Below are 15,884 nucleotides of genomic sequence, written 5' to 3'. Positions count from 1 at the left end.
GTCACCGGCGGCTCTGAGATGACCGCAGAGCTGCTGCTCCCCGCGCACGCGGGGATGGACCCTGGAAGCCCTCCTGCCCACCCTGGACCCCGAACTGCTCCCCGCGCGTGCGGGGATGGACCTTGCCGGTCCTACGGGCGTGCTCGGGACCGGCTCCTTCGTGGCCGACGGCGTATCCTCACCCCGACCGGCGAACTCGCGACGCACAACGGCGCGACCCCGGTACCCGCCCCCCCAAGGCAAGGTGGACGTCATGAGTGAGAACTCCCCGAACGAGTCATGGTCCGGCAGCGAACTGGCCCGCTACGAGGCCGCGCTGGAGGCGATCCACGGCGCTATGGGCGCCTACAGTGCCCTGATCGCTCACGAAGAGGCCAAGGACGCCCCCGACGAGGGAGTGATCGCGAAGGCGAGCGAAGGCCGACGCGCATGCGTCCGCCGCCGTGAGGCTCTCGACCCCGTGAACGCGACCGACATCGCGCGGGTGCGTGCTGAGTTCAGCGCCCTGGCTGAAACCGTGCGGGCCGCCCGCCGGTGAGTCCCGGGCTCGTGGGTGAGACCCGTTCCACGTCGGGAAGCGACCGTGATCAGCTGGCTCGGCGGGTGCGTCCTCCCACGGGCATCGGGCGGACCAGGCCCAGGGCGACCACTTCGTTCGCCAACCGCGTGCGCCGGTTCTGCCCCTCCGGGATGCGGAACTTCTGGTAGAGCCGCAGCAGGTGCTGTTTCACCGCCGCCTCGGTCACCACCAGGGCCTCCGCTATGTCGCGGGCGGTGGCGGGGGCCACGAAGGCCTCCTCGGACAGGGCGGGCTGGCACAGGGCGGTCAGCACGTCCAGTTCGCGGCGGGTGAGTTCGGGGGCGGCGCCCCTGCGGAGTTCGATGTCGGGGCTGAGCTGTTCGCTGGGCAGGCCGCCGATCCGGCAGCGGGCGCTGCCGAAGCTCACCACGTCGCCCTCCTCCAGCACGCGGCGGGCGATGGGACGTCCGTTGACCCGTGTCCCGTTGCGGGACAGGCCGAGGTCGACGACGTAGACGTAGGGGCCGCGCCGGACCAGTTCGGCGTGGAGCTGGGACACGCTGGGGTCGGTCAGCCGGATGTCGGCGCCCTCGCCACGGCCGATCGTGGTGACCTCGTGGGGGAGGGGGCGGATGTCCCCGGTCTCCTCCAACCGAAGGTAGGGACCGTCCACGGTGACTCCTCCCGGGCTGCTGGGGCGCGGTCGGTGGGGGTGCGGCCTACGGTGGTGGAGGGGTGGCTGTCGGGGGGTGGCCGATCGGTCTACACGTCGAGTGGGCTTCATGGGGGTGGTCCTCGCTCACCGGTGCGCTCATCTCCACCTGGGTTACCCGGCTGGTACGGGTTCTACGCGCTTACTTCGGAGTTAGGCGGATAAGGCGTGGAAATACGCCTCTGTGACCGAACCGGAAGCGGGAAACGGTCATCAGAGGACCCCGCGGGAGACCAGTCCGTTTCCGTGAGCCCTGGGGCTTCGGCTCTGGGGTTCACTAGAATGAACGCGGCCCCTCCAGGATGACGGCGCCCCTGTTCGTGCGGGGCGGCCGGAGCCGCCAGGAACACGAGCCACACTGGAATGCTGTTCGGTTCGGACAGCTCCTCCTCGACGTGTGGCCGGTCTGTGCCAGCCGACCGGGGAGGGGCCGTGGGTACGGGCCGCACGGCGGCCAAGCAACTCCGAGGCGAACGGGTCGGGACGCGGTGGACGACGCTGAGCAGACTGAGGTGGTCCGGTCGGACGGGGGGACCCCCGACGGCGGGTCCGGTGGGGCGGGCGGTGGCCGCCCCAAGGTGCCGTACTGGCTCTCCCAGGTGCCCTACGCCCTGGTCCTGTCCGCGCTGGCGGCCGGGATCGTCGTGGTGGCGGCCGCCTACTTCAAGCGCGGTCCGGCGATCATCGCGACGGCGCTGCTGCTCGCGGCGACCTTCCGGCTGCTGCTGCCCAAGGACTGGATCGGGCTGCTCGCGGTACGCCGGAGATGGGTCGATCTGCTCACTCTGGTGACGCTCGCGGTCCTTCTGATCGTGTTGGCCTGGGTGGCGCCGCAACTCTCCTCCTAGGCGTCGAATAAGCTTGATGTCGAGATACCGCGACACTGACAAGCGCCGCCTCCCGGGCAGCACGGACACCGGGCGGGATCAGGGATTGCCGCGCGCGCGGACACGGGACCGGCCACGAACCGGCCCCGGCTCTCCGCCGCACGAGGCGGTAGCGAGGACTGAAGGGACAGCCACACAGCCATGGCCAAGATCAAGGTCGAAAACCCCGTAGTCGAGCTCGACGGCGACGAGATGACCCGGATCATCTGGTCCTTCATCAAGGACCGCCTGATCCTGCCGTACCTCGACGTCGACCTGAAGTACTACGACCTCGGCATCGAGGAGCGTGACCGCACCGACGACCAGATCACCATCGACGCCGCCAACGCCATCAAGGAGCACGGCGTCGGCGTCAAGTGCGCCACCATCACCCCCGACGAGGACCGCGTCGAGGAGTTCGGCCTCAAGAAGATGTGGCGGTCGCCCAACGGCACCATCCGCAACATCCTCGGTGGCGTCGTCTTCCGCGAGCCCATCATCTGTGAGAACGTGCCGCGTCTGGTGCCGGGCTGGACCAAGCCGGTCATCATCGGCCGTCACGCCCACGGCGACCAGTACAAGGCCACCGACTTCAAGGTCCCCGGCCCCGGCTCGGTCACCATGACCTACACCCCGGCCGACGGCAGTCAGCCGGTCGAGTTCGACGTCGCGAACTTCCCCGAGGGTGGCGGCGTCGCGATGGGCATGTACAACTACCGCAAGTCCATCGAGGACTTCGCGCGGGCCAGCCTGAACTACGGCCTGGACCGGAACTTCCCGGTCTACATGTCCACCAAGAACACCATCCTCAAGGCCTACGACGGCATGTTCAAGGACGTGTTCGAGGAGATCTTCGAGGCCGAGTTCAAGGACAAGTTCGCCGCTGCGGGCCTGACCTACGAGCACCGCCTCATCGACGACATGGTCGCCGCCGCGCTCAAGTGGGACGGCGGCTACGTCTGGGCCTGCAAGAACTACGACGGTGACGTCCAGTCCGACACCGTCGCGCAGGGCTACGGCTCGCTCGGCCTCATGACCTCGGTCCTGCGCACCGCCGACGGCCGCACCGTCGAGGCCGAGGCCGCCCACGGCACCGTGACCCGTCACTTCCGCCAGCACCAGCAGGGCAAGCCCACCTCGACCAACCCGATCGCGTCCATCTTCGCGTGGACCCGCGGTCTGGAGCACCGGGGCAAGCTGGACAACACCCCGAAGGTCGTCGAGTTCGCGAACACCCTCGAGGACGTCGTCATCAAGACCGTCGAGGGCGGCCAGATGACGAAGGACCTGGCCCTGCTGGTCGGCTCCGAGCAGGAGTGGCTGACCACCGAGCAGTTCCTCGCCGCTCTGGACGAGAACCTGAGCAAGCGCCTCGCCTAGGTCCTGACTCGGCGCGACGGTCCTGAGCCGACCGGCGCGGTGAGACCTTGACCACGCCCGGGCGTCCCCGTGAGGGGGCGCCCGGGCTTCGTCGTCTCCGGGGGGCGCCGCGGCGGGTCGAGAAGCACGAAACGCGTTGTTCGCGGGGGTTCGGGGCGCGCGGAACGCAGAAGTTCCCCGGTGTGTTTCCCGTGTTCGGCCCACATCCGGACGTCGGTGGTGGGAGGATGACGGGGTAGGAGGGGGTCCTCCGGCGTCGGGTGCGACGTAGGACACGTGAGCGCGATTCGCCCCTTTCGAGAACTTTGACCTATTGTGGAGACACGCCGGTGAGAACCGGCAGGCCAGAGGGGGTTTTCGCCCCTCAGGCCACCACGAGCCGACGTGCCGGCCGTGCGCCCGCTGGGGGGTAGGCGCGCACAGTACGGAACGTCACGAAGAAGGGCCCGTCACTCCGGTGACGGGCCCTTCGCTCGTTCCAGGGGGGGACCTCAGTCCTCCATGGCCTCCTCGGGGATCGCCTCCCCGGTACGCATGGCCTCGAACATCTGCTCGGACCGCACCTCGTCCCAGAGCACCACCGAGCCCACACCGTCCAGAGTGGGGGTGTCGCCCACCGGAACCGCCGTGGTCTGGGTGCCACCGCGCATCGCCAGCAGCATGCTCGCCAGGTGACGCAGCTTGTCGCCCTCGTCGACCATGAACGTGTCGGTGCCCGCCAGCACCAGCGGCACCGACTTGAACGGGTTGAAGAGCGTGGAGGGCGCGCTGGCCTCCTGGATCAGCGCGGAGAAGAACTCGCGCTGCCGCTGGATGCGGTCCAGGTCGGCGCGCGGTGTGGCGCGGGTGCGCACGTAGCCCAGCGCGGTGCCGCCGTCCATCTCCTGACAGCCCGCCTCGATGTCCAGGCCCGCCTTCGGGTCCGCCATCGGCTCCTCGGGGCACAGCTCCACGCCGCCGACCGCGTCGACCAGGTCCACGAAGCCGCCCATGCCGATCTCCACGTAGTGGTCGATCCGCACTCCTGAGGCCTGCTCGAAGCTCTGCACCAGCGGGGCCGGGCCGCCGCAGACCTCCTCGCCGTCCTCGCCGGTGCCGCACACGGAGTCCGCGAAGGCGGTGTTGATCTTGTTGTCCGCGTAGCCCGGAACGGCCATGGGGACGTAGGAGTCACGCGGCACGCTGACGATCGTCGGATCGCCGTCGCGCGGCATGTAGAGCACCATGATCGTGTCCGTGCGGCGCCCCTCGGCTCGCCCGGTGGCCAGGTCCCGGATCTGGTCGTCGTCCAGACCGTCCCGGCTGTCGGACCCGACGATCAGGTACGTGGTTCCGGGCTGTCGGTCCGGGCGGCCCTCGTAGTCCTGGAGGGCGTCCACCCGCTGCAACCGGGAGTCCGCCCAGAGGTAGAACGCCCCGGGGACCACCAGCAGCAGGACCAGGATCAGGATCACCGTGTTCCGCGCGGTCCTCTTGCGGCGCTCCCGCGCGCGGCGCTGGTGCCCGCGCCCGTCGTACTCGCGCCCGGCGCTGTGCGTCCGGCGCTTCCTGGGACGGTGCGGAGGGACCTGGTCGGCAGGGGGAAGCCGCCGGGTGTCGCCCACCACGCGCTGTTCGGACTCGCGGGGGCGGTACAGCCTCTCGAACTCGTCCGGCTTCTCAGGGTCGCCGCCGCGCCGGAACACGCCCGCGTCGTCGTGTCCACCGGTCGAGCCGGCCCCTTCCCCGTGCCGTCGGTCAGCCATCGATTCGCCTATCTGCTCCGCGCCATGTGCCGCTCGGGTGTGTCGTACGTCCCTTGTGATCGCTGACAGAGTAGTCGGGTTCGATCCGATCTCCTCCGGCGCCCGTGGCCCCCGTCAGGACCGCCCACGGTGCCGGGGCCGTCAGGTCCTGCGCCCGGCCCCCGCCGAGGGCAGCGCGGACCGGACGCGCGGAGGGGGCCAACCCCTCGCCCGGAACGCCTCCCGGACCTCCGCCTCCAGCCCGGCCACCCGCTCCTCGGCGACCAGCGCGAACGCGGTCCCCGCCCATCCGGACATCCGGGCGCCCCGGGCACCGGCCCTCGCGGCGGTCTCGACCGCCAGTTCCACGGCGGGCAGGGGCAGGTCGAACCGGCGCAGGGACAGGTGCGAGGCGGACAGGATCGGCCCGGTCTCCGCCGCGCGGCCCGCGCGCAGCAGACCGACCGCCGCGTTGAGCCGGTGCACCTCGGTGACGGCGTACTCCACCCGGTGGCGCAGCACGGGGTTCTGGAGCCGCCGCAGTGTCCCGGGCAGGTCCTGGACGGCCCGAAGCGGGCCTATGGAGTCCTGGGCGCGGGCCAGTTCGGCGGCGCGCACCGGGCGCGGGTCCCGCCTCGGCAGCTGCCCGGTCTCCAGCACCACCAGGCGCAACCCGGCCCCGGTCAGGTCGAACGGGAGCACCGTGGTCCGGGCGCTGGCCAGGTTCGCGCGCACCGCGTGCCCCGCGCGCGCCGCCAGGATCACGCCCTCGTCCACGGTGGCGCCGGTGGGTCGGTCGGCCCCCATGAGGTCGGCGAGCGCCAGTGACACCGCCGCGCCGACCGCCGCCGAGTGTCCCAAGGAGGCGTGTTCGGGCAGGTCTGAGCCGATCAGTACCCGTATGCCCCTGTCGGCGCCCAGAAGCCCGCTCTCGCGCGCGTCGGCCACGGAGCGGGCCACGGCCCGGGTGGAGGGGTGCCGACCGCTCAGGGGGGCGCTGGGGGTTGCGACGTGCGTGGAACCCTCCGGGGCGGTGCCGATCGCGACCGTCACCCCCCAGGGCAATGCCACGAAGAGGGCGGCCCCGCCGCTGGCCGCCGTGTGCTCACCCATCAGGGCGAGCCGCCCCGGCGCGTGCCACAGACCCTCGGGCTCCGCCCCGAAGCGCCGCGCATACTCGGCCCGCAGGACGTCGTCGCCCGGGCCCTCGGGCCAGTCCCCGACCGGCCCCGGAGTCCGCGCTCCCAACACCGCGCGCACCCGCGCCCCGGTGACCCCCACGTCCCGCCCCCGCTCTCTAGGTGATCCCCGGTCCCAAGTCTGCCCCCACATCGGTACCGGAATGGCGTGGGGCTTTCCTCCCGAGAGGTCCGCAGGGCTAGGGTTACGGACCCGAAGAGTCCTGACACTCACCTCAGCCACGAGGTGAGAGCCGCCCGACCACCTCGGACACGGAGCCGACGGACACCCCTCAGCCCTGGAAGGAGGCCTGACCGACCACCGCAGCTACGGGGAGAGCCAATGGGGTGTCTCAGCCGTGGGGGATGCTCACTCGCCCACCTCAGTCACGGTTGGAAGTCTGACCGACCACCTCAACCACGGACGTGAGTCCCGCCCGAGCACCCCAGCCACAAGGGGGGTGCTTTCGTTCGGTGCCGGAGAGGGTTCTGCAAGACGAGTCAAGCCGCCAGCGAGGAACGAGCCAGGCGTAGACGAGGATGAAGAATCCCTCTGCAAAGGCGCTGAACACGGGCCGAAGCGAAGCGGAGGCCCCAAGAAGGTGAGAGCGCCGGAGAGGGGTCTGCAAGACGAGTCAAGCCGCCAGCGAGGAACGAGCCAGGCGTAGACGAGGATGAAGAATCCCTCTGCAAAGGCGCTGAACACGGGCCGAAGCGAAGCGGAGGCCCCAAGAAGGTGAGAGCGCCGGAGAGGGGTCTGCAAGACGAGTCAAGCCGCCAGCGAGGAACGAGCCAGGCGTAGACGAGGATGAAGAATCCCTCTGCAAAGGCGCTGAACACGGGCCGAAGCGAAGCGGAGGCCCCAAGAAGGTGAGAGCGCCGGAGAGGGGTCTGCAAGACGAGTCAAGCCGCCAGCGAGGAACGAGCCAGGCGTAGACGAGGATGAAGAATCCCTCTGCAAAGGCGCTGAACACGGGCCGAAGCGAAGCGGAGGCCCCAAGAAGGTGAGAGCGCCGGAGAGGGGTCTGCAAGACGAGTCAAGCCGCCAGCGAGGAACGAGCCAGGCGTAGACGAGGATGAAGAATCCCTCTGCAAAGGCGCTGAACACGGGCCGAAGCGAAGCGGAGGCCCCAAGAAGGTGAGAGCGCCGGAGAGGGGTCTGCAAGACGAGTCAAGCCGCCAGCGAGGAACGAGCCAGGCTGTTGCCTTGAACCCAAATCCCTCTGCAAAGGCGCTGAACACGGGCCGAAGCGAAGCGGAGGCCCAAGAAGGTGAGGGTGCCGGAGAGGGTTCTGGAGGTGGTGGAGGTGGGATTGCGAGGAACGAGCCATCGCACCGCAGGCGCCGAAGGTTCCTCTGCAAAGGCGCTGAACACGGGTTGAAGCGAAGCGGAAACCCAAAACAGAAGGGACCCCATGTCACCAGCGGCGGACCGTGCCAAGGACACGGCCCAGCGTTACCAGAACGCGGCGATGGACGGTTACTGGACGCTGAGACGCCGGTACCCGTCGGTCGACCACTTGGTGCGGGCCTACGGGCGCTACTCGGACCGCAACGGCACCCAGTTGGCCGGGGCGGTCACCTACTTCGCCTTCCTGTCCTTCTTCCCGTTGCTGGCGCTGGCCTTCGCCGTGGTGGGTTTCCTCGCCTCCCAGCAGGTGGAGCTCACCTCCTACCTTGAGCGGGCGCTGGACGAGGTGCTGCCCGGGCTGTCCGACCAGCTGCCCATGGAGCAGATCGCCAAGGCCCGGGTGGGTGCGAGTGTGATCGGTCTGCTGGGCCTGTTGTACGCGGGGCTGAACTCGGTGTCGGCGCTGCGGGAGGCTCTGCACACCATCTGGCTGAACAGCCTCCGGCAGGGCCCCAACTTCCTGGTGCGCAAGCTGGTCGACCTGCTGGTCATGATCGCGTTGGGCACGGCGCTGCTCTTCACGGTCGCCTTCACCAGTTTCATGCAGACCGCCACGGTGTGGATGCTCTCCCTGGTGGGGCTGGACGGGTCGCTGGTGGCCAACCTGTCCCTGCGGGCCCTGGCGCTGGTCATCGCGATCGGCGTGAACATGTGCCTGTTCGTGCTGGCCTTCGCCCTGTTGTCGGGGGCGGGGCGGCCCACAGCCCAGATGTGGCGCGGAGCCCTGTTGGGCGCCGTGGGGTTCGAGATCCTCAAGAACGTCGCGACGCAGTTGCTGGCCGGGACGCTCGGCAATCCCGTGTACGCGTCCTTCGCCGTCCTGGTCGGTCTGCTGGTGTGGATCAACCTGGTGATGCGCGTGATCATGTTCAGCGCGGCCTGGACGGCCACCTGGCTGCCGATGCAGCCGCCCTACACCGGGTCCTTCCCGCTGCCCGAGGAGAACGGCATGGATTGGACGCGTCCGCGCCCGGTGCTGCGGCCGAGTCCGGAGGACCTGGCCGAGCGCCGACTCGCCCAGCGGCTGCTCGCCCTGGGGTTGTCGCTGGTCGTGGCGGCGTTCACGGCGGGTGTCGCGGCGGTGGCGTTGAGGGTACGGGGTGCCTCGCCACGGAAACGGAAAACGATCGGAAAGAAGTCGTTTTTTACTGTGGGTTGATTCCGTATGCGCGCGGTGTGAGACGGGTAGTCCTCCTCTGTCCCGGATGACCGGTTCTCCGGGACCAACGGTGCGTCGGTCACAAGGGCTGTCCCACACCAGGAGGTCAGATGGGAATCGCATTCAAATCGTCCGAGCGCGCGACACTCGGGGTCGAGTGGGAACTCCAACTCGTCGACCGGAACAGTCGCCATCTGCGGCAGGAGGCGGGGCAGCTCCTCGCCGAACTCCCGGACCTCAGTAGTGAGGCCGCGGTCCCCCCGCTGCGGCACGAACTGATGCAGTCACAGGTGGAGGTCGTCACGGGAATCTGCGAGACGGTCGAGGAGGCCAAGCGCGACCTCGGTCGCAACGTGGCGCGCATGCGGGAGGTGCTGGAACCCCGTGGTGCCACGCTGACGTGTTCCGGTACCCACCCGATCGACCACTGGCGGGACCAACAGCTGAGCCCCGGCAAGCGGTACGGGGAGCTGGTCGACCAGATGCAGTGGCTGGCCCGCAGGATCCTGACCTGCGGTGTGCACGTCCACGTGGGGGTGCGCGGCCAGGAGAAGGCCATTCCCATTGTGAACGCACTTGCGAAGTATCTCCCACATTTTCTGGCTTTGAGTGCTTCTAGCCCGTTTTGGGGTGGTCACGACACGGGGTTGGCCTCCGCGCGCTCGATTGTTTTCGGCGCGCTCCCCACCTCGGGGCCTCCGCCGAACCTCCCCGGGTGGCCCGCTTTCGAGGATTACCTCGAAACCCTTCTCAATGCGGGTACCATCGCCTCTATCAAGGAAGTCTGGTGGGACATCCGTCCGCACCCGGATTTCGGCACCATCGAGATCCGGATGTTCGACGGGATTCCCACCTTGCGCGAGGTGGGAATGGCCGCCGCTCTCTCCCAGTGTCTGGTGGAGCTGTTCGATCACCAGCTCGACCGCGGGTACAGCTTGCCCAGCCCGCCGTCCTGGGTGGTGAAGGACAACAAGTGGCGGGCCACCCGCTACGGACTCGACGCTCGTGTCATCACGGACGGACACGGAACCACGGTTCCGATCCGTGACGACCTCTACGAGCTGGTCCGCGAACTGGCGCCGGTCGCCGCCCGCCTGGGCTGCGCGGAGGACCTGGACCTGATCTCCGAGATCCTGGACAAGGGCGCCTCCTACGAGCGTCAGCGGGCGGTGGTCGCCGAAGGCGGTTCGCTCGAAGACGTCGTGGACCTGCTCTCCGCCGAGTTCGAGGGGGACACCGCCCGCGCGGCATTTGTCGGCGCGCGATAGAAGTAACGAAATGGGGACCCTCGCATGCAGGGACGTGACCTGCCGGAGCAGTTGACGGCTTTTCTGGCGCGCCATGAGCGGGAGCTCACGGGATTCCGCCAGGACCTGCACATGCACCCGGAGCTGGCCTTCGCCGAACACCGCACCACGGGCCGACTGGCCGAGCGCCTGCGGCAGGCGGGGCTCGCCCCCCGAACCCTGCCCCGGGGCACCGGCCTGATCTGTGACATCGGCGACGGCCCCGGCCCCATGGTCGCCCTTCGCGCCGACATCGACGCGCTTCCCCTCACCGACGAGAAGGACGTCCCCTACCGTTCCACGGTCCCCGGCGTCGCCCACGCCTGCGGACACGACGTGCACACCACGGTCCTGCTGGCCACGGGGATCTTCCTCGCCCAGCAGGACCGGGCGGGCGCGCTGCCCGGCCGCGTCCGCCTCCTCTTCCAGCCCGCCGAGGAGCTCCCCGGCGGCGCGGTCGAGGTCGTCAGGGCCGGTGGCATGGAGGGCGTGGACCGGGTCTTCGCCCTGCACTGCGACCCCCGCCAGATGGTCGGCAAGGTGGGACTGCGCACCGGCGGGATCACCGCCGCCTGCGACCAGATCATGGTGCGCCTGTCCGGGCCGGGCGGGCACACCGCGCGGCCGCACCTGACCTCCGACCTCGTCTACGCCCTCGGCAAGATCGTCACGGAGCTGCCCGCCGCGCTGTCCCGCCGGATCGACCCCCGGGCCGGGTTCAGCCTGGTGTGGGGTCGGATCAGCGCGGGTTCGGCGCCCAACGTCATCCCCGACGACGCCGTCGCCGAGGGCACCGTGCGCTGCCTTGAGGACGAGGCCTGGCACGCCGCCCCCGACATCCTCAAGGGCCTGGTGGAGTCGGTCGCCTCTGCCTACGGCGCCGACGCCGAGGTCACCTACCGCAGGGGTGTCCCGCCCACCATCAACGAGGCCCGCAGCGTGGAGATCATGCGCGAGGCCACCACCCTGGCCCTGGGCGCCGACGCGGTCACGCCGACCCCGCAGAGCCTGGGCGGGGAGGACTTCGCCTGGTACCTGGAGCACGCGCCGGGCGCGCTGGCACGTCTGGGCACCCACTCCCCGGACTGGAGCGGCGACATGCTGGACCTGCACCGGGGCACGTTCGACGCCGACGAGCGCGCGATCGGCGTCGGCACCCGCCTCATGGTGACGACGGCGCTCACCTCGCTGTGGGAGGACGCGCCCGAGGGCGCCCGCGTGGACACCCAGGCCCTGGCCTGACCGCCCTCCGGGCCACCGTCCCCCACGGGCGGCCCCCGACCGGCCCCACCGGTGCGACCGGGCGGCTTCTGCCGGATCGTCGGTAACTTCGTGTCGCCGTGTCGGGTGCCCGCACCGCCTGGTGGCATCCTGAATGGATGAACCAGCCACTCACAGTCGAACAGATCCGCCGGGCGCCCAAGGTGCTCCTGCACGACCACCTCGACGGCGGGTTGCGCCCGTCCACGGTGGTGGAGCTCGCGCAGGAGGCGGGCTACCGCGACCTGCCCACCTACGACCCGGCCGAGCTGGGGCGTTGGTTCCGCGACGCGTCGGACTCCGGGTCGCTGGAGCGCTACCTGGAGACCTTCGCCCACACCACCGCGGTCATGCAGAGCCGCGACGCCCTCGTGCGGGTGGCGGCCGAGGCCGCGGAGGACCTGGCCGCCGACGGCGTGGTCTACGCGGAGCAGCGCTACGCCCCCGAGCAGCACCTGGAGGGCGGGCTCACCCTGGAGGAGGTCGTCGAGGCCGTCCAGGAGGGGCTCGAACTGGGCGAGAAGCGCGCCGCCGACGCGGGGCGGAGCATCCGCACGGGGCAGCTGGTCACGGCCATGCGCCACGCGGCGCGCTCGTCGGAGATCGCCGAGCTGGCGGTCCGGTACCGCGACGCCGGCGTCAGCGGTTTCGACATCGCCGGCGCGGAGGCGGGCAACCCGCCCACCCGTCACCTGGACGCCTTCGAGTACCTGCGCCGGGAGAACTTCCACTTCACTATCCACGCGGGTGAGGCCTTCGGGCTGCCCTCCATCTGGGAGGCGCTCCAGTGGTGCGGCTGCGACCGGCTCGGGCACGGCGTGCGCATCATCGACGACATCACCACCAACGAGAACGGCGTGCCGGTGCTGGGGCGTCTGGCCCAGTACGTGCGGGACAAGCGCGTCCCGCTGGAGATGTGCCCCAGCTCCAACATCCAGACGGGGGCCGCCGAGTCCATCGCCGGGCACCCGATCGGCCTCCTGCGCGACCTGCGCTTCAGGGTCACGGTCAACACCGACAACCGCCTCCAGAGCGGGGTCACCCTGTCGGAGGAGTTCGCCAAGCTGAGCGAGGCCTTCGGGTACGACTGGGACGACCTCCAGTGGTTCACCGTCAACGCCATGAAGTCGGCCTTCCTGCCGTTCGACGAGCGGCTGGCGCTGATCAACGGCACCATCAAGCCGGGCTTCGCCCAGCTGAAGTGGGCGACGCACTGATGGCCGGATCCGCCGAGGGGGTCACCACGCACTACTCGACGTCCTCCCGGGTGATGGCGATCGTGTGGGTGGTGGTCGCGGTCCTGCTGCTGTTGGACCTGGTGGTGCGCGGTCAGGACCGCGCGGCCTGGATCGCCGGGGCCGTCCTGGTGCTCAGCGTCGCCATCGTCTACGCGGCGTGGCTGCGTCCCCGCGTGGTCTCCACCGAGCGCGGCATCCGGATGGTGAACCCGCTGCGCGAGACCTTCGTGCCGTGGGCGGCCGTGGTGTGGGTGGACGTGGTGGACGTCCTGCGGGTGCACACCCCGGAGCGGGTCTACCGGTCCTGGCCCCTGCGTGAGACCAAGCGGACCAAGGTGCGGGAGAACATGCGCCGTGAGTCCGGCTACCTGGACCACGACGACGACAGGGACCCGACCACGATGCGTCCGATGGACCTGGTCGCCCGTGAGCTGCGCCGTGACGCGGAGAGGCACCGTGCGCGTCCGCTGCGCGGCCCCATCAAGGAGATCGACGAGGCGGGCCCGGCCGCCCTGGGCGCCGAGGACCGCCCGCAGACGATGGTCCCGGTCGAGGTCATCGTCGTCCTCGCCGTGCCGCTGGTGCTCCTGGCGGCCGTGCTGCTGATCGCCTGACCAGCTGTTTCCCCGGATCCGACCCGGTCCCTCGCGAGGTGCGAGAGGCCGGGTCCGTCGTCTGCCGGGACCGCGAACGAACGGGCGGGGCCCGGCCCGGGCGCCGGGCGGGCACACCGGACGCGGGGTTGACGCACCCCCCGGAGTTCTGGTTAGGTTAGGCATGCCTAAGGGAGAACGTTCCGGGTGGGCGGGCTTCGCGCGGATGGCCACCCACCCGGACCTTCTCCCAGGGCAACGCGCGCGGTTCAACTGAATATCGGGAAGAGAAGGTGCTGCCAGCGCCAGTCCAACGGGGTCTGCGGGGATCCCGGGCGCGGAGCGGCACCGGGGAAAGCACCGCCTTCGACCGGGCCCACGGTCGGTACCGTCCATCCCACGGCCTCGGGATGTACGCTCGCCACGCCGGTACCGGCACCGGGTCCGGTCGAAGGCGCCCCAGCCACTACCGAACGCGGCCCCAGGGCCGCCGACACCCAGCACGACGAAGCCCGGCCTCGGCCGGGCTTCGTGCTGTTCCCGCGGTCCCTTCTGAAGGAACCGACGCGCTGCTCAGGCCGCCGTGACCACCCGGTTGAGCAGTTCACCCAGCCGACGTGCCCGCTGGGTCACGACCTCCAGGGCGCGCTCCTGCTCGAACGGCTCCAGCACCGCCCCCAGCGCGTCGTTGCTGACGATCGACAGGCCCAGGACCTCGGCCCCCATCTCGACGGCCGCGATGGTCTCCAGGGCGATCGAGCGCCCCACCACGTCGGCCCCCGCCTGCCGCAGCACCTTCAGTTCGGTCGGTGTCTGGAGCTGCGGGCCCGTCGTCGCCACGTACACACCCTCCGCGAGGGTGACGTCCACGTCGTGGATGATCCCCCTCAGCCGCTCGCTGTACGCATGGCTCAGGTCGACGAAGTCGGGCCCGGCCAACGGCGAACTCGCGGTGAGGTTGATGTGGTCCCGCACGACCACCGGCTGTCCGGGCTGGAAGTCGGTGCGCAGGGAACCGGCGGAACCGGTCAGTACCGCGACCCGCGCGCCCGCGGCGATCCCCGTCCGCACGGCGTGCGTGGCCACCATCGGGCCGAAGCCCTCGTAGAGGTGGACGCGTCCCATGAACACGAGGACGCGTTTCTCGCCCACCCACATGCTGCGGACCTTGTCGCTGTGCCCCTCCGCGGTGGGCCGCACGAATCCGGGCAGTTCGCTCGCGTCGATTTCGATGTCGGCCGTGCCCAGCGTGTCCACCACGCCCGCCCAGCCGGAGCCGAGCACCATCAGGGCGTCGAAACTGTCGGCACCGGCCCGGGCCAACAGCTCCTTCGCCGCGGAGTCCGCCAGTTGCTTCGCCTCGCCCGTGGTTCGGGGCGGCTGCTCTGATTCGCTCACAAGTCGGATACTACCGCTCTGTAGTCAGTTGGCCCCGGAGCGCAACGCAGGGTGTCCGAAGGGCGGAATGTACATGTCGCCTCGAGTGAACCCGGTACCCGATCCACGTGTCCTTCGTCGCATTCTCCGAGCTTGCGAGGGGGTCCGACGGGCCACTCCCCGACCCCGGCCGCCCGTTGACCGGGGGTGGCTGCGGTCATCGACACCCGGCATGGCCGACAATGGAGGTAAGCGAGACAACCAGGTGGTGCCCTGCCATGCCCGAACATCGCCCCGGACCGGGAACGGGTAGGCCGCACCACCCGCAGAGGGAGTGAAGCAGCGTGACGAAGGTCGTGATCATCGGTGGCGGGCCCGGGGGCTATGAGCCGGCGTTGGTCGCCGCGCAGTTGGGCGCGGACGTGACCGTGGTGGAACGCGACGGCATCGGCGGTTCCTGCGTCCTCACCGACTGCGTCCCCTCCAAGAGCCTGATCGCCACGTCCACCCGCACCACGTACGTGCGCGAGTCGGCCAGCCTGGGCATCCACATCCCGGCGGCCGAGGAGCACAAGGAGCCCGTCGAGGTCGACATCGACCAGATCAACGCGCGGATCAAGCGCCTGGCCCGGGCCCAGTCCGACGACACCCGCGCCCGCCTGGTCAAGGAGGGCGTGGAGGTGGTCATCGGGGAGGCCCGGCTGGTCGACCCGCACATCGTGGCCGTCGGCGACCGCCGCATCCGCGCGGACGTCGTCCTCATCGCCACCGGCGCCCACCCCCGCGAGCTGCCCACCGCCAAACCGGACGGCGAGCGCATCCTGACCTGGCGCCACATCTACGACCTGGAGGAGCTGCCGGAGAAGCTGATCGTCGTCGGCTCCGGTGTCACCGGCGCCGAGTTCGCCAGCGCCTACCAGGCCCTGGGATCCGACGTCACCCTCGTGTCCTCGCGCGAACTGGTCATGCCCACGCAGGACTCCGACGCCGCCGAGGTGCTGGAGGAGGTCTTCATGCGACGCGGCATGACGGTCCTCAGCCAGACCCGCGCCGAGTCGGTCGTGCGCACCGAGGACGGCGTCCGGGTGACCCTCTCCGACGGCCGGACGGTGGACGGTAGCCACTGCCTGATGACCGTCGGCATGATCCCCAACACCGAGGGCCTGGGCCTGGAGGAGGC

General features: G+C 70.1%; 13 protein-coding genes. 9 read left to right on the top strand and 4 right to left on the bottom strand.

Annotated features, from left to right (window positions below; genetic code table 11):
• Positions 1-253 precede the first annotated feature (253 nt).
• Positions 254-538, top strand: a complete 285-nt coding sequence (locus tag D452_RS0100530; protein ID WP_017542229.1) for a hypothetical protein — start codon at positions 254-256, stop codon at positions 536-538.
• A 49-nt stretch (positions 539-587) separates the two neighbouring features.
• On the opposite strand, the gene D452_RS0100525 is transcribed toward D452_RS0100530, so the two are convergent.
• Positions 588-1,193, bottom strand: coding sequence for an FHA domain-containing protein (locus tag D452_RS0100525; RefSeq protein ID WP_017542228.1), 606 nt, complete (start codon positions 1,191-1,193; stop codon positions 588-590).
• Between the two features lie 527 nt (positions 1,194-1,720).
• Between D452_RS0100525 and D452_RS0100520 the strand changes: the two genes are divergently transcribed.
• A complete protein-coding gene (locus D452_RS0100520) occupies positions 1,721-2,080 on the top strand; it encodes a DUF3017 domain-containing protein (RefSeq protein ID WP_017542227.1) in 360 nt (119 codons plus the stop codon).
• A 180-nt stretch (positions 2,081-2,260) separates the two neighbouring features.
• Positions 2,261-3,478, top strand: a complete 1,218-nt coding sequence (locus D452_RS0100515; RefSeq protein ID WP_017542226.1) for an NADP-dependent isocitrate dehydrogenase — start codon at positions 2,261-2,263, stop codon at positions 3,476-3,478.
• Positions 3,479-3,969: 491 nt separating this feature from the next.
• Here the strand turns inward: D452_RS0100515 and D452_RS0100510 are convergent, their stop codons facing one another.
• Entirely contained in the window at positions 3,970-5,223 is a 1,254-nt protein-coding gene (locus D452_RS0100510) for an LCP family protein (RefSeq protein ID WP_017542225.1), read from the bottom strand.
• Between the two features lie 141 nt (positions 5,224-5,364).
• Entirely contained in the window at positions 5,365-6,483 is a 1,119-nt protein-coding gene (locus D452_RS0100505) for a galactokinase family protein (protein WP_017542224.1), read from the bottom strand.
• A gap of 1,312 nt (positions 6,484-7,795) precedes the next feature.
• On the opposite strand from D452_RS0100505, the gene D452_RS27330 reads away from it, so the two are divergent.
• The 5 genes from D452_RS27330 (at position 7,796) to D452_RS0100480 (ending at position 13,348) form a co-directional block, all read left to right on the top strand.
• On the top strand, positions 7,796-8,950 hold the full coding sequence (locus D452_RS27330; protein ID WP_051061221.1) for a YihY/virulence factor BrkB family protein: 1,155 nt from the start codon (positions 7,796-7,798) through the stop codon (positions 8,948-8,950).
• Between the two features lie 110 nt (positions 8,951-9,060).
• Positions 9,061-10,218, top strand: a complete 1,158-nt coding sequence (locus D452_RS0100495; RefSeq protein ID WP_017542223.1) for a glutamate--cysteine ligase — start codon at positions 9,061-9,063, stop codon at positions 10,216-10,218.
• 24 nt (positions 10,219-10,242) lie between these two features.
• Positions 10,243-11,478: an amidohydrolase gene (locus tag D452_RS0100490; RefSeq protein ID WP_017542222.1), complete on the top strand. Its 1,236-nt coding sequence runs from the start codon at positions 10,243-10,245 to the stop codon at positions 11,476-11,478.
• A 137-nt stretch (positions 11,479-11,615) separates the two neighbouring features.
• Complete coding sequence (locus tag D452_RS0100485) at positions 11,616-12,713, top strand: adenosine deaminase (protein WP_017542221.1); 1,098 nt, start codon at positions 11,616-11,618, stop codon at positions 12,711-12,713.
• Positions 12,698-13,348, top strand: a complete 651-nt coding sequence (locus D452_RS0100480) for a PH domain-containing protein (protein WP_017542220.1) — start codon at positions 12,698-12,700, stop codon at positions 13,346-13,348. Before D452_RS0100485 ends, D452_RS0100480 begins: the two co-directional genes overlap by 16 nt.
• Positions 13,349-13,900: 552 nt before the next feature.
• Here D452_RS0100480 and D452_RS0100475 read toward each other — a convergent pair.
• Positions 13,901-14,725 (bottom strand): purine-nucleoside phosphorylase, encoded by an 825-nt coding sequence (locus D452_RS0100475; protein WP_026128844.1) that lies wholly within the window; start codon positions 14,723-14,725, stop codon positions 13,901-13,903.
• A 323-nt stretch (positions 14,726-15,048) separates the two neighbouring features.
• Between D452_RS0100475 and D452_RS0100470 the strand changes: the two genes are divergently transcribed.
• Positions 15,049-15,884: FAD-dependent oxidoreductase (locus tag D452_RS0100470; RefSeq protein WP_017542218.1), on the top strand; the 836-nt coding region annotated here is incomplete at its 3' end.

Origin of the sequence: Nocardiopsis prasina DSM 43845 (assembly GCF_000341265.1) — a bacterium.
GTDB lineage: Bacteria > Actinomycetota > Actinomycetes > Streptosporangiales > Streptosporangiaceae > Nocardiopsis > Nocardiopsis prasina.
This window is presented reverse-complemented; position numbering and strand designations above follow the sequence as displayed.